We start from the raw sequence: 24,464 nt of genomic DNA on the forward strand, positions 1-24,464 counted from the left end.
GCACCACCCCTCGTTTTTTGTGTGTGCAGTTCCGTTTTCGCGAGTGAAGTGAGGCAATGCCATGGCGTCCCGATTCGTGGACCGCGCGGTCATCCACCTGACCGCCGGTGACGGGGGGAACGGCTGCGCCTCGGTGCACCGCGAGAAGTTCAAGCCGCTCGGCGGTCCGGACGGCGGCAACGGCGGCAACGGCGGCGACGTCACGCTCGTCGTCGACTCGAGCGTGCACACGCTGCTCGACTTCCACTTCCGCCCGCACGCCCGCGCGGGCAGCGGCAAGATGGGCATGGGCAGCAACCGCAGCGGCGCGGCCGGCGAACCGCTCGAGATGCGCGTGCCGCCGGGCACCGTGGTGTTCACCGAGGACGGCGAACTGGTCGCCGACCTGGTGAACCCGGGTACCCGCTTCGTCGCCGCGCAGGGCGGCCGGGGCGGGCTGGGCAACGCGGCGCTCGCCTCGAAATCCCGCAAGGCGCCGGGATTCGCGCTGCTGGGTGAACCGGGAGAGAGCCGTGACCTGGTGCTGGAGCTGCGCTCGGTGGCCGACGTCGGACTGCTCGGCTTCCCGTCCGCGGGCAAGTCGTCGCTGATCTCCGTGCTGTCCGCGGCGAAGCCGAAGATCGCCGACTACCCGTTCACCACGCTGGTGCCGAACCTCGGCGTGATCACCGCCGGGTCCACTGTGTACACGATGGCGGACGTGCCCGGCCTGATCCCCGGTGCCTCCGAGGGCCGGGGGCTCGGCCTGGACTTCCTGCGGCACATCGAACGCTGCGCGGTGCTGGTGCACGTGGTCGACTGCGCCACGCTGGAGCCCGGCCGCGATCCGCTGTCCGATGTGGACGCACTGGAGGAGGAACTCGCGCGTTACACGCCGGGGCTGGGCGGCAAGCTCGAGCAGCGCCCGCGGGTGGTGGTGCTCAACAAGATCGACGTCCCGGAGGCCGCGGAGCTGGCCGAGTTCGTGCGCCCCGACTTCGAGGCCCGCGGGCTGCGGGTGTTCGAGGTGTCCACCGCGTCCCGCAAGGGCCTCCGGGAGCTGAGCTTCGCACTGGCCGAGGTCGTCGAGACCTATCGCGAGGCGCAACCGGTGCTGGAACCGGAGAAGATCGTGCTGCGCCCGCTCGCGGTCGACGACAGCGGGTTCACCGTCGAGGCCGATCCCGAGGAGGAGGGCGCCTTCATCGTCGGCGGTGCGCGGCCGCTCCGGTGGATCCGGCAGACCAACTTCGCCAACGACGAGGCCGTCGGCTACCTCGCCGACCGGCTCAACCGGCTCGGCGTCGAGGAGGCACTGGCCAAGCACGGCGCGAAACCGGGCAGCCCGGTCACGATCGGCGACGTCCAGTTCGAATGGCAGCCGTCCACGCCGGGCGTTGCGATGCACCTGTCCGGCCGGGGCACCGACGTCCGGCTGGAGCGCAACGACCGGGTCGGCGCCGCCGACCGCAAGGAGGCCCGGCGGATCCGCCGCGACGGCACCGGCGAGGCCGAGCCGGACGGTTTCGCCGGCGACGACGCCGGGCACGGCGGCTTCGCCGACGACGATCTGGACGGCGTGTGGACCGGCGACGACGCGGCCCCGGCGGAGCGGGACCGGTGACCGGTACCCGCCAGGAGATCGCCGGAGCCCGGCGGCTGGTGGTCAAGGTCGGCTCGTCCGCGCTGACCACCGCGGGCAGCGGGCTCGACGTGGCCCGGCTCGACGCGCTGGTCGACGCGATCGCCGACCGGGTACGGCGGGACACGCAGATCGTGCTCGTGTCCTCGGGCGCGATCGGCGCCGGCCTTGCTCCGTTGAAGCTGGGCAAGCGGCCACGGGACCTGGCCACGCAGCAGGCCTCCGCGAGTGTCGGCCAGCTGGCCCTCGCGCACGCGTACGCCGAATCGTTCGGCCGGTACACGCTCACCGTCGGCCAGGTCCTGCTGACCTCGGACGACGTGGTGCGGCGGGCGCACTACCGCAACGCCCAGCGCACCTTTTCCCGGTTGCTGTCCCTCGGTGCGGTACCGGTGGTGAACGAGAACGACACCGTGGCCACCCAGGAGATCCGGTTCGGCGACAACGATCGGCTGGCCGCGCTGGTGGCCCACCTGATCGGCGCCGAGGCGCTGGTTCTGCTGTCCGATGTGGATGGTCTGTACGACGGGGACCCGCGCTCCGGTGCCACCCGCCGGATCACCGAGGTGCACAGTGAGTCCGATGTGGACGGTATCGCGGTGGGTATCTCCTCGTCCGGCCTCGGCACCGGCGGGATGGTCTCGAAGCTCGCCGCCGCCCGCACCGCCGCCGGAGCCGGCATCCCGGTGCTGCTCGCGGCCGCCGCGGACGCGGCCGGCGCACTCGGCACGGCCGAGGTCGGCACCGCCTTCACCCCCGCGGACACCCGGCTGTCGGCCCGGCGCTTCTGGCTCGGCTACGCCACCGACGCCACCGGCAAGCTCCGTCTCGACGACGGTGCGGTGCAGGCGATCCTGCGTCGGCGCTCACTGCTGGCCGCCGGCATCACCGGCCTCGACGGTGATTTCCAGGCAGGCGACGTGGTCGACCTCGTCGACCGCAACGACCTCCCGATCGCCCGCGGCGTGGTCGGTTTCGACGCGGCCGAACTACCCGCGCTGATCGGCCGTTCCAGCCACGAGGTCCCGGTGGAGCACCGCCGCGAGGTCGTGCACGCCGACGACCTCGTCCCGCTCCGCCGCTAGTGTCCTGCGCCGGCAATTCGTCGGCAGAAGTCGGCGCGTGACTGGAGGGTTTCAGCGGCGGTTGTGGCCCAGGTGACAGGGGTGGCCACCCGCTGGCCGCGGCCCGGTCGCCTGACACCTGATCCGGTGCTCCGGCTCGCGAATCTCGATGGTCAGTTCGCGGATCCGGCGGGCCGTCGCCGCATAGGCGAAAGAGCGTGGGGTTGCGCCGGCCCGACAGGCGTTTCGCGGAGCGCGGGTCCGCAACGACGAGCACGGCCTTGAGCCGGTTGTTCGTCCGGGTGCGGGCTTTGCCGGCGGATGCCTTGGCCGGCTTGCACCTTCGCCGCACTTCCACCGGACCGGTCACGAGGTCCTGAGGTAACCCACCACACGGGCCAGCTGCTCGGCGTAGGACTCGGCGAACTCGGCCGAATCCGGGTCCTGCCCGGTGATCGCGCCGGCCACCCTGGGGAAGGCGAACCGGGCGCTGGCCGCCGCGATGAGCATCAGCAGCAGTGCGGCCGGATCCACGTCCGCCGGGAAGTCCCCGGCTTCCTGCCGGGCACGCAGATAGCCGAGCTGGTGTTGCATGAACTCGCGCTGCCGCTCGGCACCGGCCGCCTCCGGCCCGGTTTCGGTCAGGTTCTCGCGCAGGAAGATCCGGCTGAGGTCGGGATCGGCCGATCCCTGCCTGGCGAAGTCGGCCACCACGTCCTCGAGCGGGCGGTCCGGGCCGGCCAGCGCGCGGAATCCCTCGAACGGGGAACTGCCGACCTCGGCGTACAGGCCTTCCTTACCGCCGAAGTAGTACGAGATCAGCTGCTTGTTCACGCCCGCGCGCCGGGCGATCTCACCGACCCGCGCGGCCGCGTAGCCCTTGCCGCCGAACTCGGTCTTGGCCGCCTCCAGGATGCGCGCCTTGGTGCGTTCGGGATCCCGCCGGCGCTCGCCGTGCCGAGGGGCGCGGCGCGGGCTGCTTTCGGACACTGCGTCAGCGTAACCGATGACTTAATCATCTTGAGGGTTGACTTAATCATCCGTAAGGATGATTATCGGGCCATCCGGACGAGAGGGGAAAGCCGTGCGGGACAAGATCAGAGTGGCCGTGGTCGGCGGCGGCACCGGCGGACTGTGTCTGGCGCACGGGCTGTGCCGGGCCGGCGTCGAAGTAGCGGTGTACGAACGCAGTCGCACACGAACGGAACGTCTGCAGGGGTACCGGGTGCACATCGATCCGAACGGCTCGGCCGCGCTGCACGAGTGTCTCCCGCCGTCGGCTTGGGCCCGGTTCCTGGCCACGACCGGGACGAGTGCGGGCGGCTTCGCGTTCGTCACCGAGCAGTTGCGGGAGCTGGCCGTGCTCGAAGCGAAGCCGGACGTCGATCCGGCCGCATCGCACCACTCCGCGAGCCGCATTTCGCTGCACCAGGTGTTGTCGTCCGGTCTCGACGGGATCCTCTGGCACGACAAGCAGTTCGTGCGTTATGAGAGCGGCCCGAAGGGGGTGGGCCTGCATTTCGCGGACGGCACCACTGCGGAGGCCGACCTGGTCGTCGGCGCAGACGGGGCGAACTCGCGGGTCCGGGCGCAGCTGCTGCCGCATGCGGCCAGGGCGGACACCGGGATCGTCGGGATCGCCGGCAAGTTCCCGCTCACCGCGGGCTCCCGGCAGCTGGTGCCGGAGCGGCTGGCGATCGGGCCGAACCTGGTGCTGCCGCCTGCCGGATGCGGGATGTTCACCGCGCCGCACGAGTTCCCGGAGAGCTCGGAAAACGACGACACCTTCGCGCTCGACCCGGTGCTGTTCGACAACACCGCCGGCTACGTGATGTGGGTCTACGCCGCGCGGACCGCCCGCTTCCCGGCCGGACTGCCGGAACTGGACGGGCCCGGTCTGCGCGCCGTGGTGCTGGACCGGATCCACGGCTGGCATCCGGCGTTCTCCCGGCTGGTCGCGGATTCGCCGGACGCCACGGTGTGCGTGCTGCCGATCCGGACGTCGGTGCCGGTGGCGCCGTGGGAAACCGGACCCGTGACGCTGCTCGGAGACGCCGCGCACAGCATGACTCCGTTCCGCGGCATCGGAGCGAACGTCGCCCTCCGTGACGCACAACTGTTGTGCCGTGCCATTTCCCGCGGTGGTGACGTCCGTGCTGCCGTCGCCGGCTACGAACGGCAGATGCGCGATTACGGGTACAAGGCGGTGCGCGCATCGGCTCGCAGCGCCGACCGGTTCGTCACGGAAAGCAGGTTGCTCCGCACCTTTTCCCGCGGCGGATTCGCGGCCATGGGCCGGGCTTCCCGGCTCCGGAAGAAACTCATCGGGGCACGCGGCTGAGCACGAAGTGTCCGATCAGGACGCCGGCGAGCGCACCGGCGGTATTGGTCACGAAGTCGGCGGCACTGCAGTACCGGCCGGGAATGTGGGATTGCGCGGTCTCGATCAGCAGCGGCAGCGGAACGGTGGCGATCGCGGTCGCGAGCCAGCGCCCGGTCGTCACCACTGCCGCCGCGGTGAACGGGAGGAACAGCACCAGGTTGAGCAGAGTGCCGCTGACTCCGCCACCGGTGTGCAGGACGCTGTGCACCAGCCCGGGGAACGACCCGGGCAGGCACGCCCGCAGTCCGTCGGAGTGCGGCTCGGTGCCCGGGGTCAGGGTGAGCGCGAGGATCCCGCAGAGGAACAACAGCGTGCCGAGAAGCGGGCCCCGGCGCCACCCGGTGCGCCGGGACAACGGGCCGGCCAGCACCACGCTCGCGGTCCCGCCGACGAGGAGCGCGGCCAGCGTCCAGCCGGAGACCGGAACGTGCGCGCCGAACACCCGCATCTGCACTCCTCGGAGGGGCCTGCCCGGTGAATCGGCGGCCAGGGGCACCGCGTTTCACCCGGGCCCGGCAGCGTCACCGACCCGGTACCCGCAGCGACGACGCAGCCTCGGCCGGTCTCCGCAACCGGTCGCGGAGCTGGAACTTCTGGATCTTCCCGCTGGCCGTGCGAGGTAGTTCCGCGAGCAGTTCCACCCGCTCCGGCCAGTACTGCTTGGCCACGCCCTTCCCGGCGAGGAACGCCCGCACGTCGGCCAGTCCGAGCTCCGCGGCGCCGGGTGTGAGCACGAGGCAGGCGCACGCGCGTTCCTGCAGCCGCGGGTCGGGCACCGCGACCACGGCGACGGCTTCGACGTCCGGATGCTCGTAGAGGACGTTCTCCACGTAGGCGACCGGGATGTTCTCCCCGCCGCGGATGATCACGTCCTTGGTGCGGCCCGCGATCCGCAGGTAGCCGTCGGCGTCGACGGTGGCGAGGTCTCCGGTGTCGAACCACTCGCCGGTGAAGCCGGCACGGGCCATCTCCAGCCGCTCGGCGTAGCCGACGAACAGGAACGGCCCGGCGACCTGCAGCCGTCCTTCACCCCCGGGCGGCAGCTCGTGCCCCTCGGCGTCGACCACTCGGATCCGCATGCCCGGCCACGGGTAGCCGTCGGTGTCGATCAGCTTCTCGTCCGGGTCACCGGGGATACCGAGGGTGACCAGTGCGTCCTCGCTCTGCCCCCAGCCGCCGAGCACGACGAGGCCGGGCAGCTTCTCCCGCGCTTCCCGCACGATCGCGCGCGGGATCGGCGCGCCCATGCAGCAGAACCGGGTGAGCGACGAAAGATCGTGCGCGCCGAGGTCCGGCACGGTCAGCAGGTCGTGCAGGAACGGGGTGGCGGCCGAGGTGTAGGTGATGGCGTGCTCGGCGACGAGTTCGGCGAACCGCTGCGCGTCCCAGACGTCCTGCAGCACGCAGGTCGCGCCGTTCTGCACGGGAAGTCTTGCGCCGTAGAGGAAACCGGTGAGGTGGGCGAGTGTCGAGGCCATGTGGAACACGGTGTCCGGGGTGATCCCGAGCCGGGCGGGCAACGGGTTGTTCGCGGCGATCGCGGTGTTGTGCGTGTGCATCACGCCCTTGGGCTCGCCGGTCGTGCCCGAGGTGAAGATCAGCAGGGTGACCTCGTTCGGGTCCGGGCGCAGCGCGGCCAGATCCGCCGGATGCCGTTGTTCCCAGGCGGTGGCCGCGAACTCGTCCCACGAGGGCTCGCCGACCACCAGCACGTGTGCCAGGTCCGGCCACTGCGGACGGAGCCGTTCGATCATCGCCGGATGGTCGAAACCGCGGAATTCCCTGGGCACCACGAGCACCTTGGATCGCGCAAGCGCGACCATGAAGCCGATCTCGCGGTCGCGGTAGATCGGGATCAGCGGATTGCTGATCGCCCCGATCCGGCTCGCCGCGTAGTGCACCACGATCCACTCGATCCAGTTGGGCAGCTGGAACGAGACCACGTCGCCCGGTCGCACACCCAGCGCCAGCAGCCCCTGTGCGCAGCGGTCGACCTCGTGTTTCAGTGCGGAGTAGGTGACGCTGCGCCGGGCATCGACGAACGCGGTCTTGTCCGGGGTGGCGGCGGCCGCCTCGTCGAGGTGGTCGGTGATGGTGCGGTTCACCCAGTACCCGGCGCGGGTGTGGGCGTGGATCGTCTCGGCGTCGAGGATCGTCGCGAACGGCATGGCAGGCTCCTCAGCTCATGGTGAGGCCGCCGCTGACGCTGACGGTCTGGCCGGTGACGTAGGCGGCCTCGTCCGAGGCCAGGAAGGCGACCACGTTGGCGAGGTCGGCGGGCTGGGCCAGCCGCCGGAACGGGATGGCCTTGACGAGTGCTTCGCGCAGTCTCGGGTTGTCGCCGCCGATGGAGGCGAACAGCGCGGTGTCGGCGGGTCCCGGGCACACGGCGTTGGCGTTGACCTTGTTGCGTGCCAGCTCGCGCGCGACGGACTTGGTGAACGCGATGACGCCGCCCTTGGCCGCCGAGTACACGGCCTCGCCGGAGGATCCGACGCGTCCGGCGTCCGAGGCGATGTTCACCACCGAGCCGAAGCCCTGTTCCGCCATCACCGGCAGCACCGAGCGGCAGGTGTTGAGCACGCCGTAGAGGTTGATCTGCACGATCCGGTCCCAATCGTCGGGAGCGGACTCGGTGAACGGCCCCGCCTTGTCCCAGCCCGCGTTGTTCACGAGCACGTCGATCCGCCCGAACTGCCCGCGCACCTGTTCGACCGTCGCGGCCACCGACTCACGGGAGGTCACATCGGTGCGTACGCCGATCGCCCCGCCGCCGATCCCGGCCGCGGTCTCCTTCGCGGTGGTCTCGTTGACGTCGGCGACCACGACGGTCGCACCCTCCGCGGCGAACTTCTCCGCGATACCCCGGCCGATGCCCTGACCGGCGCCGGTGACGATGCTGATCTTCTCGCTGAGCTTGCCCATGATTCGTCCTTCAGCCTCCGTTGCGGATGGGTGGCGGGTTCGAGGCAGCGCTTTCACGGGGCGAAGGCGCGGCCGAGCAGATTGCGCGCGATGACGAGCTTCGAGACCTGCGCGGTGCCGTCGCCGATCTCCAGGCCGATGACATCACGCAGCCGCTGGCCGACCGGGCTTTCCGCGGAATAGCCGAGATGGCCCAGGGTCAGCAGGCACTGGTGGATGACCTCCGCGGCGAGCTTCGGCGCCCAGAATTTCGCCATCGCCGCCTCGGTACTGTGCTCGAGGCCGTTGTCCTTGCGCCACAACGCCTCGTAGCAGACATGACGCGCGCCGCGCAGGTACGTGGCGTATTCCGCGAGCGGGAACGCGACACCCTGGAACGTGCCGATCGGGCTGCCGAACGCTTCGCGGTCGCGGGCCCACTGCAGTGCCTCGTCGAGGGAAACCTGCGCCGCGCCGAGGCAGGCCAGCCCGATGATCGCGCGGGAGTAGTCGAAACCCTGCATGACCGAGACGAAGCCCTGCCCTTCTCCGCCGACCAGTGCAGTCCGCGGCACCGGCAATCCGTCGAAGTGCAGTGCCGCGCGGCCGATCGAGCGGCTGCCCAGATCGTCGAAGGCCGTCCGGGTCAGGTACCGGTCGTCGAGGTCCACCCAGAACGCGCTCACCCCGCGAGCTCCGGGACCGCCGGTGCGCGCGAGCACCAGCGCGACGTCCGCCGAGGCGCCGAGCGTGATCGAGGTCTTCTCCCCGGTGAGCCGCCATCCGTCGCCGTCCGGTTCGGCCTTCATGGTCAGCTTCGCCGCGTCCGTGCCGTGCCCGGGTTCGGTGATGCAGAACGCAGGCACGACCGCGCCGGACGCGATCGGCGGCAGCCAGGCGGCCTGCTGCGCATCGGTGGCGTTGCGGGTGAGGATGTCGCTGACCAGCGCGCTGACGATGATCAGGTAGGACGCGTTGAAGTCAGCGCGCGCGACCTCCTCGGCCGCCATCCCGGCGATCACCGCACCGGCCTGCTGCCCGCCGTGCCGCTCGGGGATCCGCAGTCCGGTCAACCCGATCCCCGCCATGTCCGTGACGAGCGCGGGACGCAGCTTCGCCGCCTTGTCGTCGGATTGGTAGTGCGGAGCGAGGACTTTGGCCGCGAAGCGCCGCACCTGCCGGCGGTAGGCGTCCGAGTCCTCGGAAAAGGCGAAGTCCATGGTCAGTGCCAGTTCACCCGGGAGACGAAGTCGGGCTTGCGTTTCTCGGCGAACGCGGCCGCCCCCTCCAGGCCTTCCGGCGAGGCAGTGAACAGGTCGAGCGCGGACATCGCCAGATTGGACAGTCCGGCCTGGTGGTCGGTGTCGGCGTTGAAGGACTGCTTGCAGAACCGGATCGCGGTCGGGCTCTTCTCCGCGACTTCGGCGGCCCATTCCTTCGCGGTTTTCAGCAGGTCACCGGGCGGCACCACGACGTTGACCAGTCCCATCCGCTCGGCCTCGGCGGCGTCGTACTGCCGGCACCAGAACCAGATCTCGCGGGCCTTCTTCTCCCCGACCACCCTGGCCAGGTAGGCAGTGCCGAATCCGGCGTCGAACGAGCCGACCCGCGGCCCGGCCTGGCCGAACCGTGCCGTCTCGCTCGCGATGGTGACGTCGCAGAGCACGTGCAGCACGTGCCCGCCGCCGACGGCGATCCCGTTGACCGCGGCGATCACCGGTTTCGGGAGATCGCGGATCAGCTTGTGCAGGTTGCCGATCTCGAACATACCGCTCTCGGTCGGGCCGTAGTCGCCGGTTTCGGCCCGCTGCTTGACGTCGCCACCGGTGCAGAAGGCCTTGTCGCCCTCGCCGGTGAGGATCACGGCCTGCACCTTCGGATCCGCCCAGGCGAGCCGGAAGGCCTTGATCAGCTCCTCGACGGTCTTGCCCCGGAAGGAGTTGTAGCGGTGCGGCCGGGCGATCGTGACGATCGCTGCCGGCCCGTCGACCTCGTACCGGATGTCCTCGAACTGCGCTGTGCTCACCATCGCTCCCTTCTCGCGTCTGACCACAGTGACAAAGTTTGACTCTGAGGTCAATATTTGGTTCAAAGGTCAAGACGGTAGGGTGGGCGGCGAGGACCGGAAGGAGTGGCATGGGCACGCAGCAGGCGGTGCACGATCCGCCGCCGCCGTCGGCGCGCGTGCAGCGCAAGCGGGGCAAGCGCATCCAGGAAATCCTGAACGCGGCGGCCGAGCTGTTCGGCGAACGCGGGTACGACGCGGTGAGCCTGGAGCACGTAGCCGAGCGCCTCGACGTCACGAAGGGTTCGCTGTACTACTACTTCTCCAGCAAGGACGAGCTGGGCACGGCCGCGATCGAGACCCTCGGCGACGAATGGACCGCGCGCCTGGAGCGGCTGCTCGGGCAGACCCCCGGAACCCCCGGTGCCCGGCTGCGGGCGCTGATCCACGAGCACGTCGGCATCGCGGTGCACGACCACCCGGCCGCACTGCGGCTGTTCCTGGTGCCCAGGGAGTGGCCGGCCGAGCAGCGCGAGCGCATCAAGGGCCTGCGGCGCCGGCACGACACCCTCTTCCGCACGCTGGTCGAAGAGGGCATCGCGAGCGGCGAATTCACCGTGACCAGCATCGACACCGTGCTGCAGTGCATGCACGCGGCGATGAGCCAGGCGCCGATCTGGTGCGCCGAACTCCCCGCGGCCGCCCGGAAGAAGGCAGTCGCGGAGGTCGCGGACACGCTGATGGCGCTGGTGCGCAGCGCGCCGTGACCCGGTGGTGCACAACGCATTTCCCGGACACCGAACTGCCGTGGGGCCGGCAGCGTGCCGCGTTCACCGAGTACGCGGGCGTTCTCCCACCGCGAGCGGGTCAGAGGCGGCGCGGGGCTTCGATGCCGAGCAGTCCCAGCCCGAGTACCAGGGTTCGCGAGGTCAACGCCGCCAGCTGGATTCGGGAGGCCCGCAGCTCCGTGGTTTCCGCGGCGAGCACCGGGCACTGTTCGTAGAAGCGGGAGAACGTGACGGCGGTGTCGTAGAGGTATGTACACAGCTTGTGGGGCGCGTAGGCAGACACCGCCGCTCGGACGGCTTCGCCGAAGCGCAACAAGGTGAGCGCCAGCGCGCGTTCGGCAGGTTCGGCCAGCTGCACGGGCGCTCTTTCCCCGCGGTCACTTGCCTTGGCGAGGATCGATTCGATCCGCGCGTGCGCGTACTGCAGGTACACGGACGTGTTGCCGTCCTTGGCAAGCATGCGGTCCCAGGCGAACACGTAGTCCCGTTCGCGGTCCCCGGACAGGTCGGCGTACTTCACCGCGCCGATGCCGACCGCACGCGCGACCGTCCGCTGCTCGTCCGCGCCCAGCTCACTGCGCTCGGCGACGATCCCGGCGGCCTGGGAGACCGCTTCGTCCAGCAAATCGGCAAGCTTGGTCGTCTCGCCCGCCCGCGTCCGCATCACCTTGCCGTCCTCGCCGAGCACGGAGCCGAATCCGATGTGTTCGGCGTGCACCCCGTCCAGCCAGCCGGCCGCCCGGCACACCGCGAAGAGCATCGCGAAATGCTGTGACTGCGGGGCGCCGACCACGTACAGCAGATCGGTGGCCCGGCGTTCGGCGGTCCAGTACTTCGCCGTGGCGAGATCGGTCGCCGCGTAGCCGTAGCCGCCGTCGCGTTTGCGGACGATCAACGGGAACCGGTCGCCTTCGCGGTTGTGGAAGCCTTCGGGGAACACACAAACGGCCCCGTCGCTGATTTCGGTGAGCTGCTCCGCTTCGAGCTCGTCGACCACCTTTGCCAGAGACGGGTTGTAGAAGCTCTCGCCGTAGATGTCGGCGTCGGTGAGCGTGACGCCGAGCTGCCGGTAGACCTCGTTGAAATGCCGAGTCGACTCGTCGACGAGCTCCTGCCACGTCGCAAGGGTTTCCGGGTCGCCGCCCTGCAGCTGTACCACCCGCTCGCGAGACCTCGTCGCGAACTTCTCGTCGCTGTCGAACTTCCGGCGCGCGGCTTGGTAGAACGCGTTGAGGTCGCCGATCCCGCGGTGGCCCGCGGGCGGCTCGTCGAGCAGGTGCTCGATGAGCATGCCGAAAGGCGTGCCCCAGTCGCCGAGATGGTTGTGCGGCAGCACTTCGTGCCCGGCGAACCGCAGCAGGCGCGCAATTGCGTCACCGAGCACTGTGGAGCGCAGGTGCCCGACGTGCATTTCCTTCGCGACGTTGGGACTGCTGTAGTCGAGTGCGATCCGGCGTGGTGCTTCCGCCGGGGCGACGCCCAGCCGGTCGTCACCGGCGAGGCCGGCCAGGCGCTGTTCGAGCCATTCGCGGCGCAGCACGAAGTTGAGGAAGCCGGGACCGGCGATCTCCGGCGTTTCCGCGACATCGCTGAGGTCGAGGTGTGCGGTGATCTCGGCGGCCACCTCGCGGGGCGGGCGGGCGAGCTGTTTGCCGAGACTCATCGCCAGGTTGCACTGGTAGTCGACACCGTCGCGAGTGGACACTGCGACGAGCGCGCCGGCCGGTGCCATTTCGATGCCGAACGCGCGGCGGAGCGCGGCCACCACGCGTCGGGCCAGTTCCTCGTTCACTGCGAGCTGTTGCACGGTGTCCCTCCTTCGCGTCGTCGGATCGTCGCAGCGTACCGACTCCGCGCAGGCGGGCTCGACGGGATTACCGCAGCTCACTGCCCTTGGTCTCGGGCAGCCAGAGGATGACCAGGAACGCGATCGCCGCCGCGACGGCCACGTACCAGAAGAAGGCCGTGCCGGAGCCCACGGCGGACAGCGCGTTGAGCACGAGCGGTGCGGTGCCGCCGAACACCGCGACGGTGAGGTTGTACCAGGCGCCGATGCCGAGGCCGCGCAGTTCGGTGGGGAACAGTTCGCTCATGATCGCCGGGGCCAGCGAGGTCATCGCGGTGTAGAGCCCGAGGCCCACGCAGAACACGATCAGCAGGCCGCCGAGTCCGGGCCGGACGAGGTAGGAGAGCGGCACGATCACCAGCGCGGTCGCCCCCGACCACACGAGCAGCTGCGGTTTGCGGCCTGCCCGGTCGGCGAGCGCACCCATCGGGTACTGCAGGAGCACGAACAGCGCGGTGCCGATCGACAGTGCGAGGAACGTGTCGACGTCGTCCGCGCCGCGGGTCTTGACCGCGAACGAGGTGAGCGCGCTGAAGAACGTGTAGTAGCAGAGCGTGGACAGCATCGTGAAGCCGACGAGCTGCCCGACCGCGCGGGGGTGGTGTGTGAGGGTGGTGAGCAGCGGTCGTTCGACGCGCCGGGCCTTTTCCTTCTTCTGGTGGTACAGCTCGGTTTCCGCGAGGCTGCGGCGAAGCCAGAGGCCGACGACGCCGAGCACCCCGCCGAGCAGGAAGGGGATCCGCCAGCCGAACGAGCCGAGCTGCGCCTTGTCCATCGTGCGCGCGAGCACGAACCCGAGCACGGTGGCGATCAGCACGGCGCTGCCGGTGGAGATGTAGAAGAACGAGGAGTACCGCCCCCGCCGCTGCTTCGGGGCGACTTCGCCGAGGTAAGCGGAGGCATTGGACACCTCGCCGCCGAGCGAAAGCCCTTGCGCGACCCGGGCGAGCAGGAGCAGCACCGGCGAAAACCACCCGACCTGCTCGAACGTGGGCAGCACCCCGATCGCGACGGACCCCCCGGCCATCAGCGCGATGGTGAGGATCATGGCCGGCTTGCGCCCGCGCACGTCCGCGAACCGCCCGAGCAACACCCCGCCGAGCGGCCGGAAGAAAAACGCGAGCGCGTAGGTGGCGAACGTGTTGATCAGCGCGAGTGCGTCGTTACCGGGAGGGAAGAAGGCACCGGCGAAGTAGATGCTGAACGTCGCGTAGATCGTCCAGTCGAACCACTCGAGCGCATTCCCGGCACTGGCAGCGAACAACTTCCGCACCGGCAACCGATGCCGCGCGGTGACCCCCGCCGCCGCAGACTCGACCATCGCCCCGACCTCCACCTACACCCAGCGTGGAACGGCACTTTGCCAGAAACCTCCCGAGATCGGTAGCGCCCGCCCACTCCCTGGACAAGACACCCACGTCTCTCGAGGCGACCACTGCGGTCCCAACGGTCCGCCACTATGTCTTGGTGGCTTCTTCGCCAGCTCCGCCACTGCCACTACTCCGGCTTTTCTTGTCCACAGAGCGTGCACCGCCGCGCTGCTGCGCCACTACGCCGCCACTACGCCGCTGCGCTCGCTGCACCGCCGTTACGCCCGCAGTTACGCCACCGTCGCCACGCCATCGCTACGCCGCCGCGCTGCTGCGCCGCCGTTACGCCCGCAGTTACGCCATCGCTACGCCGCCGCGGTGCCGCCGCGTCGCCGCCGTACCGCGCCACACCGATGCCACGCCGCTGCCAGGCCGCCATGCCGCTACGTCGCCACTAGGTCGCATGCCCGTCGCGCCGCCGTTACGCCCATCGCTACGGCTACCGCTGGGTCGGCTGCCGTCGCGCCGCCGCTAAGCCGCTTCACCCGTCACACCGCGGCCAAGCCACGCCGCCGTCACGTCCGCTGGCGCGCCACACCGCGGCCACGCCCGCTGGCGCGCCACGCCACCGTCACGTCCGCACGCCACGCCACACCGCGGCCACGCCCGCTGGCGTCAGCTGCCGCGACACCACCGCTTCTCCTGTTCCCTCGCAGCCGTCTCTGCCGCCATTTCCGCCTTCGCCGCCGCTGCACGCTCCGCGTACAAGAAGCACCGGCCGGCCCCAATCGCCCGGCTCCAGCCCCGCTCGGCCAATTCACCCACCGACCGCAGCCCGACCCAACCCAGTCGCTCACCCCTCCCAATCCAGCCGCTCACCAACCCGACCCGGACCTCCCCTCCCCGAACTCCGCTCAGGCAGTGCTGGCCAGCGCGAAGGGCAGCACCGCATCCGCCCCCGCCCGGCGGAGCAGCCGGGCGGCCAGCGTCATCGTCCAGCCGGTGTCGATCACGTCGTCCACGAGCAGTACCGGGCCGCGGGTCCGGGCCAGGTCCGCGGCCAGCGGCTCGGGCAGGCTCAGCCGCCGCCAGAGATCCGCCAGCCGCTGGGCGCTGTTCGCCTGCCGGGGCGGGGGACCGGCCGATTCCAGTTCACCCAGGTACGTCAACCGTCCGATGGCCGACAGGCGCAGGGCGAGGCTGTCGACGAGTTGCGGCCGGGTCGCCGACGGGATCGCCACCACTGCCGTCGGCCGCTGCGCCCACTGCCAGGACGCCAGCACCTTCACACATGCCTCGAACACCGAGTCCGGCACCTCGACGTCCGCGGAACCGGGACCGACGAGCGACCGCAGCCGTCCGCCCCAGCCCACGTCGGTGAGCCTGCCCAGCACCTGCCCCGGCTCGGCCTGTTCGGCTGCCGCGATCCGGCCGGACAACGGCACGTCGAGCCCGCTCATCCCGCTCGGCCACTGCTTGCGCGGTGCGCTCTCCACCCCCGGCCGGTCCAGCCGCTCTCGCGTGGCTCCCTCGATTTCCCGGGACACCGCGGTGTCCCAGTGCCGTCCGGTGCAGTTGTCGCACCGCCCGCACGGTGCCGCCGCCGGATCGTCCAGCTGCCTGCGCAGGTACTCCATCCGGCATCCGGTGGTCGCGATGTATCCGAGCATCGCCTCCTGCTCCGCGGCCCGCGCCGTGCCGACCCGTTCGTACCGTTCGCGGTCGTACTCCCATGGCTGCCCGGTGCTTTCCCAGCCGCCTCGCACCCGGCGCACCGCACCGTCGACGTCGAGCACCTTCAGCACCATCTCCAGCCGCGAACGCGAAAGCTCCACCGTCGGCTCCAGCGCAGCTGTCGAAAGTGGACGGTCGGCGTAGGCGAGCGCGTTCAGCACCTGCGACACCCGCAGCTCGTCCGGGAACGCCAGCGACCCGAAATACGCCCAGATCGCCTTGTCCTCACGCCCCGGCAGCAGCACCACCTCAGCCCGCTCCACGCCACGCCCGGCCCGCCCGACCTGCTGGTAATACGCGATCGGCGACGACGGCGCGCCCAGGTGCACCACGAACCCGAGGTCCGGTTTGTCGAAGCCCATGCCCAGCGCGGAGGTGGCCACGAGCGCCTTGACGCGGTTGCCGAGCAGATCGTCCTCCGCGGCCTGCCGGTCGGCCGGATCGGTCTTGCCGGTGTAGGCCGCCACCGGGTATCCGCGCTCGCTCAGCAGGGCCGCGACATCGTGCGCCGCCGCGACGGTCAGGGTGTAGACGATCCCGGATCCCGGCAGCTCCGCCAGGTGCTCGGCGAGCCACGCGAGCCGGGTTTCGTCCGTGGGCAGTTCGGCGACGGCCAGCCGCAGGCTCTCCCGATCGAGCGGGCCGCGGAGCACGAGGGTGCCGGTCTGGTCGCCGATGCCGAGCTGCTCCGCGACATCGGTGGCCACCCGGTCGTTCGCGGTTGCAGTGGTGGCCAGCACCGGCACGCCGTCGGGCAGATCCCCCAGCAGCGTGCGCAGCCGCCGGTAGTCCGGCCGGAAGTCGTGGCCCCAGTCCGAAATGCAGTGCGCCTCGTCGACGACCAGCAGCCCGGCACTCGCGGTGAGCTTGGGCAGCACGTTGTCCCGGAAGTCCGGGTTGTTCAGCCGCTCCGGACTGACCAGGAGCACATCGACCTCACCCGCCGCGATGGCCGCCTGGACCTGGTCCCACTCCTGCGCGTTGGCCGAGTTCATGGTCGCCGCGTGGATCCCGGCGCGGGCGGCCGCGGTGATCTGGTTGCGCATGAGCGCGAGCAGCGGCGAGACGATCACGGTCGGTCCCGCGCCCTGCTCCCGCAACAGTGCAGTGGCCAGGAAGTACACCGCCGACTTGCCCCATCCGGTGCGCTGCACGACGAGCGCACGCCGGTGGTGCGCGACCAGCGCCTCGATGGCGGTCCACTGGTCGTCGCGGAGGGTGGCGGTGTCGCCGGCGAGCGCACGGAGCAGGGTCTCGGCGCGGGTTCGCAGGGCCTCGGTGGTGTCCACGTCCCCACGTGTACCCCATGCCGGCGACAAAGCGGGAGCCGGAGGCGGCGCGAACGGACCGCTCATACCCGAAAACGCAGAGTTATGTGACTCATGTCACAATCGTGGCGAGGAGTTACCGACGTCGCAGCCGGAGATGGCAGCCCGCGCGCCGCCGCGCGTATAGGCTCACCGGCTATGTCACCACGCCGGATCGGGGTCATGGGCGGCACCTTCGACCCCGTGCACCACGGTCACCTCGTCGCGGCGAGCGAGGTCCAGTCGCGGTTCGCTCTCGACGAGGTCATCTTCGTGCCGACCGGCCAGCCGTGGCAGAAGACCGGCCGCCGGGTCACCCGTGCCGAGGACCGCTACCTGATGACGGTCATCGCGACCGCGTCGAACCCGGTGTTCTCGGTCAGCCGCGTGGACATCGACCGCAAGGGGCAGACCTACACCGTCGACACCCTCCGGGACCTGCACGAAGAATTCCCGGACGACGAGTTGTTCTTCATCACCGGCGCGGATGCGCTCGAGCAGATCCTCACCTGGCACAAGGCGGACGAGCTGTTCGACTTCGCGCACTTCATCGGCGTCACCCGGCCCGGTTACCGGCTCAATTCGCACCATCTGCCCAGCGGCAGGGTGAGCCTCGTGGAGGTCACCGCGATGGCGATCTCGTCCACGGCGTGCCGCGAACGCGTCGAACGCGGCGAGCCGGTTTGGTACCTGGTGCCCGACGGCGTGGTGCGCTACATCGCGAAGAAGGACCTCTACCGCAAGGACCGCGACGGCTGACCGGGTACTCTCTTGCGGGCGAACCCCGAATCCGAAGGAGCACTGTGGCAGCGACGACCGAGGCGCGGGATCTGGCGGTGGCTGCCGCGCACGCGGCAGCCGACAAACTGGCCGGCGACGTGGTCGTGCTGGACGTGTCCGACCAGCTCGTGATCACCGACGCCTTCGTGATCGCGTCCGCGCCGAACGAGCGGCAGGTCGGCGCGATCGTGGACAACGTCGAGGAGAAGCTGCGGCTCGACGGGCACAAGCCGGTCCGGCGCGAGGGAGCCAGGGAGGGTCGCTGGGTGCTGCTGGACTACGTCGACGTCGTCGTCCACGTGCAGCACGTCGACGAGCGCTCGTTCTACGGGCTCGAACGACTCTGGAAGGACTGCCCGCGGATCGAGGTCGAAGGGCTCGAGCCGGTGCCCGCCGAGGCCCCCGGCGACGACGCGGAGGGTCTGCAGGCGTGAGCCCGGGGCGGCTGCTGCTGTGGCGGCACGGCGAGACGGACTACAACGCCGCCGGCCGCATGCAGGGGCACCTGGATTCCGCGCTGACCCCGGTCGGCTGGAACCAGGCGCGGTTCGCCGTCCCCGCACTGGCCCGGTTCTCGCCGGACCTGGTGATCGCCTCGGACCTGCACCGGGCCACCGACACCGCCACCGTGCTCACCGACGCCGTCGGCGTGCCGCTGCGCATCGACAAGCGGCTGCGCGAGACGCACTTGGGTGAGTGGCAGGGCATGACCGGCCCCGAGGTCGACGCGACCTACCCGGGCGATCGTGAGCACTGGCGCACCGACGCCGCATGGGCCCCGCCTGGCGGGGAGTCGCGAGTGGACGTGGCCGAGCGGGCCGGCGAGGTGGTCAACGACCTGCTGCAGTCGAATTCCGGCGCGGGCGAGGCAGTGCTGCTGGCCACGCACGGCGGGCTGATCGTGGCGCTCACCGCGAAGCTGCTCGGCCTGCCGATCGAGGTCTGGCCGTCGCTGGGCGGGATCATGAACTGCCACTGGGTCGAACTCGGCCGCCGGGACGGAAAATGGCGGCTGCACGCGTACAACGCGGGGATCACCGGCTGAAGCGATGGCCCCGCAGCTGCTCGTATTCGGTGACTCACTGAGTTTCCACGGCCCGGAAGGCCCGTGCCCGGCCGACGAACCGCGCCTGTGGCCCAACGTGACGGCGAACGCGGTGGGCGGCCACGCAGATCTGGTCGCCGGAATCGGGTGGACCGCGCGTGATCTGTGGTGGTCCCTGACCGGCGACCCGCGGGTCTGGGCGGATCTGCACCGGGTCGACGCCGTGGTGCTCGCTGTGGGCAGCATGGACACACTGCCGTCGCCGTTGCCCACCTACCTCCGGCAAGGGTTGCGGTACCTCCGGCCTGAGCGCGTACGTCGCGTCGTACGCGGCGCATACCTGTCAGCGCAGCCACGGCTGTCTGTCGCGTTGCGAGGACGTCCGCGCGTTCTTCCCGCGCGCTTGACGGTGAGCTTCCTCGACCAGTCCGTCGAAGCGCTGCGAGTACTGCGACCTGAGTTGCCTGTGTTCGGGATGATGCCGTCGGTGCACCGCGCGGACGCGTACGGCCGCGTACACACCGGGTACGCCGAAGCGGCCGCCTCGATCGCTTCATGGGCCGAGCGGTGCGAAGTGCCGTTGCTCGACACGCCCGGCGTTGTCGGGGAACACGTGCTCAGCGGGGCAGGAAATCCCGACGGTATGCACTGGGGTTGGGCGGGTCACGAGGCGTTCGGCACTGCCATGGCGAAGGTGATCGCGCCGTACCTCGGCTCCGGAGACGTAGGCTGACGGAGTGTCGGTCGCCGTGGTCACGGACTCCACCGCCCACCTGCCCGAAGGCTTCGCCGAGCGGCACTCGGTGCGGGTGGTGCCCCTGCATGTCCTCGTCGACGGCGTGGGGTCACTTGACGGTGCCGAAATGGGCCCGGCCGCACTCGCGGAAGCGTTGGGGGAGCGCAAGGTCGTCAGCACCTCCCGGCCGACACCCGCGGAGTTCGCTGCCGAATTCCGCACCGCGCTCGACTCGGGCGCGGACGCGGTGGTCTCGGTGCACCTTTCCCGTGAGTTGTCCGGCACTTGGGAAGCCGCGGTGATCGCGGCCGAGGAAGTCGGCTCCGACCTGATCCGGGTGGTCGATTCCCGCACCACGGCAATGGGTTTGGGGTTCGCCGCACTGCATGCCGCGGCCGTCGCCGCGGACGGCGCGGACCCGGCGGAGGTCGAGGCGGCCGCGGTGGCCGCGGCCCGGCGTTCGTCGACGCTGTTCGTGGTGGAGACGCTCGAGCACTTGCGCCGCGGCGGCCGGATCGGGTCCGCGGCGGCGCTGCTGGGCACGGCGCTGGCGGTGAAACCGGTGCTGCACATGTCCGAGGGCCGGATCCTGCCGCTGGAGAAGGTCCGCACGATGAACCGGGCGATCGGCAGGCTGGTCGAGCTGTCGGTGCGAGCGGCCGGGGACGGATCGGTCGAACTGGCGGTGCACCACCTCGCGTCGCCGGAACGCGCGGTCGAGCTGGCCAACCGGCTGGAGGAGGCAGTCCCCGGCTGCGGCGGCGGATGCGTCGTTTCGGAGATCGGAGCGGTGATCGGCGCGCACACCGGCCCCGGAGTGCTCGGCGTCGTGGTGCAGCGGTCCGTTGGTTGATGGCGGCTTCGGTGGTTTCGGGCTCCTGAATCCGGCTGCGTAGCGCGGTGAAGACACGGTCGGGGTTGGCGGACAGCGGCGGCCCGGATCGTTGCGGGTCCGTCGATCCGTCAGTGAACTGCTGATGAGGCATTGCCGAAAGTTTCGGGTATCTGCGCTGGTTCCCGGGCGTTGCGATGGCCAGTGCCCGGACCCGCTGAGATGGCGGCAGATCGCCGCTCGGGGCAGCGGGATCGACGAAAATCCGGCCGTGCGAGCTCCGGGTTGTCCACAAGGGGTGGGTTGTCCACAGCCCCCGCGGAATCTGCTCGCCGCCGACCCGGCGGGTCTCTAGCGTCGATCGTGTGTTCGAGCAGTCCGCCCGGGATCCGGGCACTCCCGTCAACGCCAGGCTCGCCTGGCTGGCCGACCAGCTGGCCGCGGGCCCGCGCACGGTCGGGCCCGGTGGCAGGCTGGTCCGCCGCTGGCTGCCCGGGGGCGCCGACCCCGGCCACCCCGGCTTGCCTGCGGTACTCGGCCGTCGGAGCGTTCTCGTCGCCCTCGCGGCGGTACTGGCCGCCGCCGTGGTGGCCATCGGGTTCGCGGTGTTCGGCGGATCGCCTGCGGCCGAGGTCGCCCCACAGTTGCCGAGCGCGCGGGCCCAGGCTCCGGCAGCGACCACGTCGGCGACCTCCAAGCTGGTGGTCAGCGTCATCGGGCACGTGCGGAAACCGGGGCTGGTCACGGTTCCGGCGGGTTCGCGGGTGGCCGACGCGCTGCGGGCCGCCGGTGATGCGGAGCCGGGCACCGATCTGTCCGGCATCAACCTGGCGCGCAAGCTCACCGACGGCGAGCAGCTCGCGGTCGGCCTGCCGGTGGCCCAGACCGCTGCGGCGGGCGCCGGAGCCGCACCCGGCAAGATCGACCTGAACTCCGCGACCCCGGACCAGCTCGACACCCTCCCCGGCGTCGGTGAGGTCACTGCGCAGCGCATCGTCGAATGGCGTACCCAGCACGGCGGTTTCACGAGCGTCGAGCAGCTTCGCGACGTCGACGGCATCGGGGAGAGCAAGTTCGAGAAGCTGCGCGAGCAGGTGGCTGTCGGATGACGATCACCAGCCGGTCGGACACCGGGGCGACCTCCCGGCGTGAGCACGACTTCCGCCTCGTGCCCGCGGCGATCGCGGGATGGGCGGGCGCGCTCGCCGGGCTGCGGTTCGGCTGGTGGGCGGCCGTCGCGGTGGGGGCGTTGGCGGTGGGGGCGGCGCTGGTGCTGCTGGCCCGTGGTCGTCGGCGGTTCCTCGGAGCCAGCGGTGCCTTGCTGTTCCTGGGGCTCGTCGCTGCGATTCCCACGGCGGCGCGGATCCACGATGCGGAGCACGACGTGCTCGGCGCGGCCGCCGAGCGGGGGACGGTCGCGTCACTCCGGGTCGAGATCAGTGAGCGGCCGAGGCCGATTCATCAGGCGGGTTACGCCGATCAGCAGGCCGGAACGCGGTCGGTGGCCATACCTGCCCGGGTGGAAGCGGCCACAGTGGACGGTCGTGCGGTCGGGTCGACGGGGCGCGTTCTCCTGCTCGCGCCGGTCGCGGGATGGGGCAAACTGCTGCCAGGACAGGAGGTCGTGGCGTCCGGACGGCTCGCGCCGGCACGGGGCGGGGAGCTGACCGTAGCGGTGCTCTCGGTACGTGACGGTCCGGCAGAGGTCGGCCCGGCATCGTGGTGGCAGCGCGCGGCCGAGGCGTTGCGGAGCGGCCTTCACAGCCTCTGCTCGATCTTGCCGGAAGAACCGGCCGGGCTGCTGCCCGGATTGGTGCTCGGCGACACGAGTGCGCTGCCGCAACAGGTGGAGCAGGAGTTCACCGCGTCCGGGCTCACTCACCTCATGGCGGTGAGCGGAGGGAATGTGGCGATCGTCTGCGGCGCTGTGCTGCTGGTGTGCCGGCTGCTGCGGGCCGGTCCGAAGCTGTCTGCTTCGGCCGCCGGCGCCTGCCTGGTCGGATTCCTGGTGCTGGTCGGGCCGGAGCCCAGTGTGGTGCGGGCCGGGGTGATGGGTGCGGTCGGCCTGCTCGCGCTGGCGTTGGGGCGGCGTGGTTCCGCATTGCCCGCGCTCGCGTTCGCGGTGTGCGTGCTCGTCGCATGGGATCCGGCGATGGCGGTCGACTTCGGCTTCGCGCTGTCGGTGCTGGCGACCGCCGGCCTCGTGCTGCTCGCGCCACGATGGGCGGATTCGTTGGCGCGCCGGGGAATTCCCCCGGGTTACGCGGAGGGCCTTGCGGTTCCGCTCGCGGCGTTCGTGGTCACCGCACCGGTGATCGCCGGGATGGCGGGCACGATCAGCCTGGTCTCGGTGATCACCAACGTGCTCGCCGCGCCGGTGGTCGCCCCGGTCACCGTGCTGGGCGTGCTGGCTACCGTCGTCGGGCCGTGGTGGACCGGCGCCGGGCACGTGCTGGTCCGGCTGGCCGATCCGGAAGCGAGGTGGCTGATCACCGTGGCCCGGCATGGCGCACGGGCACCCGGTGCGGTGCTCGGCTGGCCCGGCGGCTGGCTGGGCGGTGTGTGCGCGGCCGGGATTCTGGTGCTGGTCGTGGTGGTACTGCGGTTTCGCCGGCTGCGGGTGCTCGTGGCGGTCGCCCTGGTCGTGGTGCTGCTGGCAGTGGTGCCCGTCCGGGTGCTGGCGCCCGGCTGGCCGCCGGACGGGTGGGCGGTGGTGGAATGCGACGTCGGTCAGGGCGACGCGCTCGTGCTGGCCACGGCCGATCCCGGGCGCGCGGTGGTGGTCGACACCGGACCCGAGCCGGGGCCGGTCGACGAATGCCTGCGCCGGCTGGGCGTGGACCGGGTGCCGTTGGTCGTGCTGAGCCACCTGCACGCGGATCACGTGGGCGGGCTCGCATCCGTGTTCGACGGGCGGGCGGTCGGCGCGATCGCGGTCGGGCCGGGGCGGGCACCCGCCTGGGCGTGGCAGCAGGTCTCCGGCGAGGCCGCGCGGCACCGGGTTCCCCTGGTGGAGCTGAGCCAAGGCCAACGGCTGGACTGGCCGGGGCTGTCCCTCGACGTGCTCGGACCGCGCTACGTCACCCGGCGGTCACCGGCCCTGCAGGACGGCACGATGATCAACAACAGCTCCGTGGTGCTGCGTGCGGGCACGTCCGCGGGCCGGGTGCTGCTGAGCGGTGACGTCGAGCTCGCCGCGCAGGCGGATTTGCTGGCCGATGGGGTGGATCTGCACGCGGACGTGCTGAAGGTGCCACACCACGGTTCCAAGTACTCGCTGCCTCAGTTCCTGTCCGCAGTGCGCCCACGGGCCGCGTTGATCAGCGTCGGCGAAGGCAACGTGTACGGGCATCCGAGCAAGTCCACAGTGGACGTCCTGGGGACGTTGGGTGCGCTGGTCACCCGAACCGATCTCGACGGCGACACCGCCGTGCTGCCCGGGGATGGCGGACCGGCAGTTGCGCGCCGCGGAGAACCGCGGGGGCCGCCACATTAGTGCCTGAGCCGGATGCGCTGCCCGGACTCGGCGCGCTGGATCCGAACGCGACCACCTGGCTGAGTTGCTGCACCTGGAGCGCGCGAAGAACAGGCCAGCGGCGACCGTGACCGCACAGCTGCAGCGAGGAGGTCCGTCGCCGCGGCATGGCCACGGACCGTCCCGGCGGCGAGCTGGTCTGGCTCGAGCTGGTGGATGACGTCCGCCGGTCCGAGACTGGCCCGGGTCATGCTGTGGCGCGAGATAGACGTCGCCGGGCCGGTCGGTGCATGCCGACGGACTGGGTAGTCTCCTCGCCCAAACTGACCTGGTGCTGGCGAGCGTGAGATGCACGTCGCTCCGGCTGGCCCGGTGCGTGCTGACGGGCGCGGGAGTCACGGCGCCTTGGTCGGTCTGGCGCGCTGGTGGCTGTGAGGCCGGCATCGTTCACGCCGGCCGGCTCGTGGTGGCGGACGCGGAAGCCATTCCGCCCACGTTGGCCCGGGACGCGCTGGTGGGTGCGAGTTCGGCGTCGCCCATACACCTGCCTCGGGCTGGCGGGCGCGACGTCCTCAGCGTCTGTCCGTGCCGGTGCCCGGTGAGCTAGTTGCTGACCGTCGGGATTCCCGCTTCG

20 protein-coding genes are annotated in these 24,464 nt (G+C 70.8%); 11 read left to right on the forward strand and 9 right to left on the reverse strand.

The genetic code is table 11. The features are described 5' to 3' along the window. Positions 1 to 61: 61 nt before the first annotated feature. Entirely contained in the window at positions 62 to 1,603 is a 1,542-nt protein-coding gene (gene obgE, locus ABD793_RS24390; protein WP_344863848.1) for a GTPase ObgE, read from the forward strand. Beyond that, the gene (gene proB / locus ABD793_RS24395; protein WP_344863850.1) at positions 1,600 to 2,706 is read left to right on the forward strand and encodes a glutamate 5-kinase; all 1,107 of its coding nucleotides are present in this window, start codon (positions 1,600 to 1,602) and stop codon (positions 2,704 to 2,706) included. The genes obgE and proB overlap by 4 nt, the downstream gene beginning before the upstream one ends. 345 nt (positions 2,707 to 3,051) lie before the next feature. On the opposite strand, the gene ABD793_RS24400 is transcribed toward proB, so the two are convergent. After that, a complete protein-coding gene (locus tag ABD793_RS24400) occupies positions 3,052 to 3,675 on the reverse strand; it encodes a TetR/AcrR family transcriptional regulator (RefSeq protein WP_344863852.1) in 624 nt (207 codons plus the stop codon). A 94-nt stretch (positions 3,676 to 3,769) separates the two neighbouring features. Between ABD793_RS24400 and ABD793_RS24405 the strand changes: the two genes are divergently transcribed. Next, positions 3,770 to 5,026, forward strand: a complete 1,257-nt coding sequence (locus ABD793_RS24405; protein ID WP_344863854.1) for an FAD-dependent oxidoreductase — start codon at positions 3,770 to 3,772, stop codon at positions 5,024 to 5,026. Here ABD793_RS24405 and ABD793_RS24410 read toward each other — a convergent pair. The 5 genes from ABD793_RS24410 to ABD793_RS24430 form a co-directional block, all read right to left on the reverse strand. Then, a complete protein-coding gene (locus ABD793_RS24410; protein ID WP_344863856.1) occupies positions 5,007 to 5,516 on the reverse strand; it encodes a VanZ family protein in 510 nt (169 codons plus the stop codon). The two genes, ABD793_RS24405 and ABD793_RS24410, sit on opposite strands and share 20 nt — an antisense overlap. Before the next feature lie 73 nt (positions 5,517 to 5,589). Continuing rightward, the gene (locus ABD793_RS24415) at positions 5,590 to 7,236 is read right to left on the reverse strand and encodes an AMP-binding protein (RefSeq protein WP_344863858.1); all 1,647 of its coding nucleotides are present in this window, start codon (positions 7,234 to 7,236) and stop codon (positions 5,590 to 5,592) included. A gap of 10 nt (positions 7,237 to 7,246) precedes the next feature. Beyond that, positions 7,247 to 7,993 (reverse strand): SDR family NAD(P)-dependent oxidoreductase, encoded by a 747-nt coding sequence (locus ABD793_RS24420; RefSeq protein WP_344863859.1) that lies wholly within the window; start codon positions 7,991 to 7,993, stop codon positions 7,247 to 7,249. A gap of 53 nt (positions 7,994 to 8,046) precedes the next feature. Beyond that, positions 8,047 to 9,192 (reverse strand): acyl-CoA dehydrogenase family protein, encoded by a 1,146-nt coding sequence (locus ABD793_RS24425; RefSeq protein WP_344863861.1) that lies wholly within the window; start codon positions 9,190 to 9,192, stop codon positions 8,047 to 8,049. Positions 9,193 to 9,194: 2 nt separating this feature from the next. Continuing rightward, a complete protein-coding gene (locus ABD793_RS24430; RefSeq protein WP_344863863.1) occupies positions 9,195 to 9,998 on the reverse strand; it encodes an enoyl-CoA hydratase-related protein in 804 nt (267 codons plus the stop codon). 110 nt (positions 9,999 to 10,108) lie between these two features. Here ABD793_RS24430 and ABD793_RS24435 point away from each other — a divergent pair, with 110 nt between their 5' ends. Continuing rightward, the gene (locus tag ABD793_RS24435) at positions 10,109 to 10,744 is read left to right on the forward strand and encodes a TetR/AcrR family transcriptional regulator (protein ID WP_344863865.1); all 636 of its coding nucleotides are present in this window, start codon (positions 10,109 to 10,111) and stop codon (positions 10,742 to 10,744) included. Positions 10,745 to 10,844: 100 nt separating this feature from the next. Here the strand turns inward: ABD793_RS24435 and argS are convergent, their stop codons facing one another. The 3 genes from argS to ABD793_RS24450 all read right to left on the reverse strand — a co-directional run bounded on the left by argS (position 10,845) and on the right by ABD793_RS24450 (position 17,010). Further along, positions 10,845 to 12,572, reverse strand: a complete 1,728-nt coding sequence (gene argS, locus ABD793_RS24440) for an arginine--tRNA ligase (protein WP_344863867.1) — start codon at positions 12,570 to 12,572, stop codon at positions 10,845 to 10,847. 67 nt (positions 12,573 to 12,639) lie between these two features. Further along, positions 12,640 to 13,932: an MFS transporter gene (locus ABD793_RS24445; RefSeq protein ID WP_344863869.1), complete on the reverse strand. Its 1,293-nt coding sequence runs from the start codon at positions 13,930 to 13,932 to the stop codon at positions 12,640 to 12,642. A gap of 903 nt (positions 13,933 to 14,835) precedes the next feature. Further along, entirely contained in the window at positions 14,836 to 17,010 is a 2,175-nt protein-coding gene (locus ABD793_RS24450; RefSeq protein WP_425548754.1) for a RecQ family ATP-dependent DNA helicase, read from the reverse strand. 111 nt (positions 17,011 to 17,121) lie between these two features. Between ABD793_RS24450 and nadD the strand changes: the two genes are divergently transcribed. From nadD to ABD793_RS24485, 7 genes are all read left to right on the forward strand, one after another. Next, positions 17,122 to 17,721, forward strand: a complete 600-nt coding sequence (gene nadD / locus ABD793_RS24455; RefSeq protein WP_344863873.1) for a nicotinate-nucleotide adenylyltransferase — start codon at positions 17,122 to 17,124, stop codon at positions 17,719 to 17,721. 44 nt (positions 17,722 to 17,765) lie between these two features. Beyond that, positions 17,766 to 18,176: a ribosome silencing factor gene (gene rsfS, locus ABD793_RS24460; protein ID WP_344863875.1), complete on the forward strand. Its 411-nt coding sequence runs from the start codon at positions 17,766 to 17,768 to the stop codon at positions 18,174 to 18,176. Next, positions 18,173 to 18,787, forward strand: a complete 615-nt coding sequence (locus tag ABD793_RS24465) for a histidine phosphatase family protein (protein WP_344863877.1) — start codon at positions 18,173 to 18,175, stop codon at positions 18,785 to 18,787. The genes rsfS and ABD793_RS24465 overlap by 4 nt, the downstream gene beginning before the upstream one ends. 4 nt (positions 18,788 to 18,791) lie before the next feature. After that, positions 18,792 to 19,520 (forward strand): diglucosylglycerate octanoyltransferase, encoded by a 729-nt coding sequence (gene octT, locus ABD793_RS24470; protein ID WP_344863879.1) that lies wholly within the window; start codon positions 18,792 to 18,794, stop codon positions 19,518 to 19,520. A 4-nt stretch (positions 19,521 to 19,524) separates the two neighbouring features. Next, positions 19,525 to 20,376, forward strand: a complete 852-nt coding sequence (locus tag ABD793_RS24475) for a DegV family protein (protein ID WP_344863881.1) — start codon at positions 19,525 to 19,527, stop codon at positions 20,374 to 20,376. 344 nt (positions 20,377 to 20,720) lie between these two features. Next, positions 20,721 to 21,464: a ComEA family DNA-binding protein gene (locus ABD793_RS24480; RefSeq protein ID WP_344863883.1), complete on the forward strand. Its 744-nt coding sequence runs from the start codon at positions 20,721 to 20,723 to the stop codon at positions 21,462 to 21,464. Further along, positions 21,461 to 23,851: a ComEC/Rec2 family competence protein gene (locus ABD793_RS24485; protein WP_344863885.1), complete on the forward strand. Its 2,391-nt coding sequence runs from the start codon at positions 21,461 to 21,463 to the stop codon at positions 23,849 to 23,851. The genes ABD793_RS24480 and ABD793_RS24485 overlap by 4 nt, the downstream gene beginning before the upstream one ends. Positions 23,852 to 24,464: the final 613 nt, after the last annotated feature.

Source organism: Amycolatopsis ultiminotia, assembly GCF_039536925.1.
Lineage (GTDB): Bacteria > Actinomycetota > Actinomycetes > Mycobacteriales > Pseudonocardiaceae > Amycolatopsis > Amycolatopsis ultiminotia.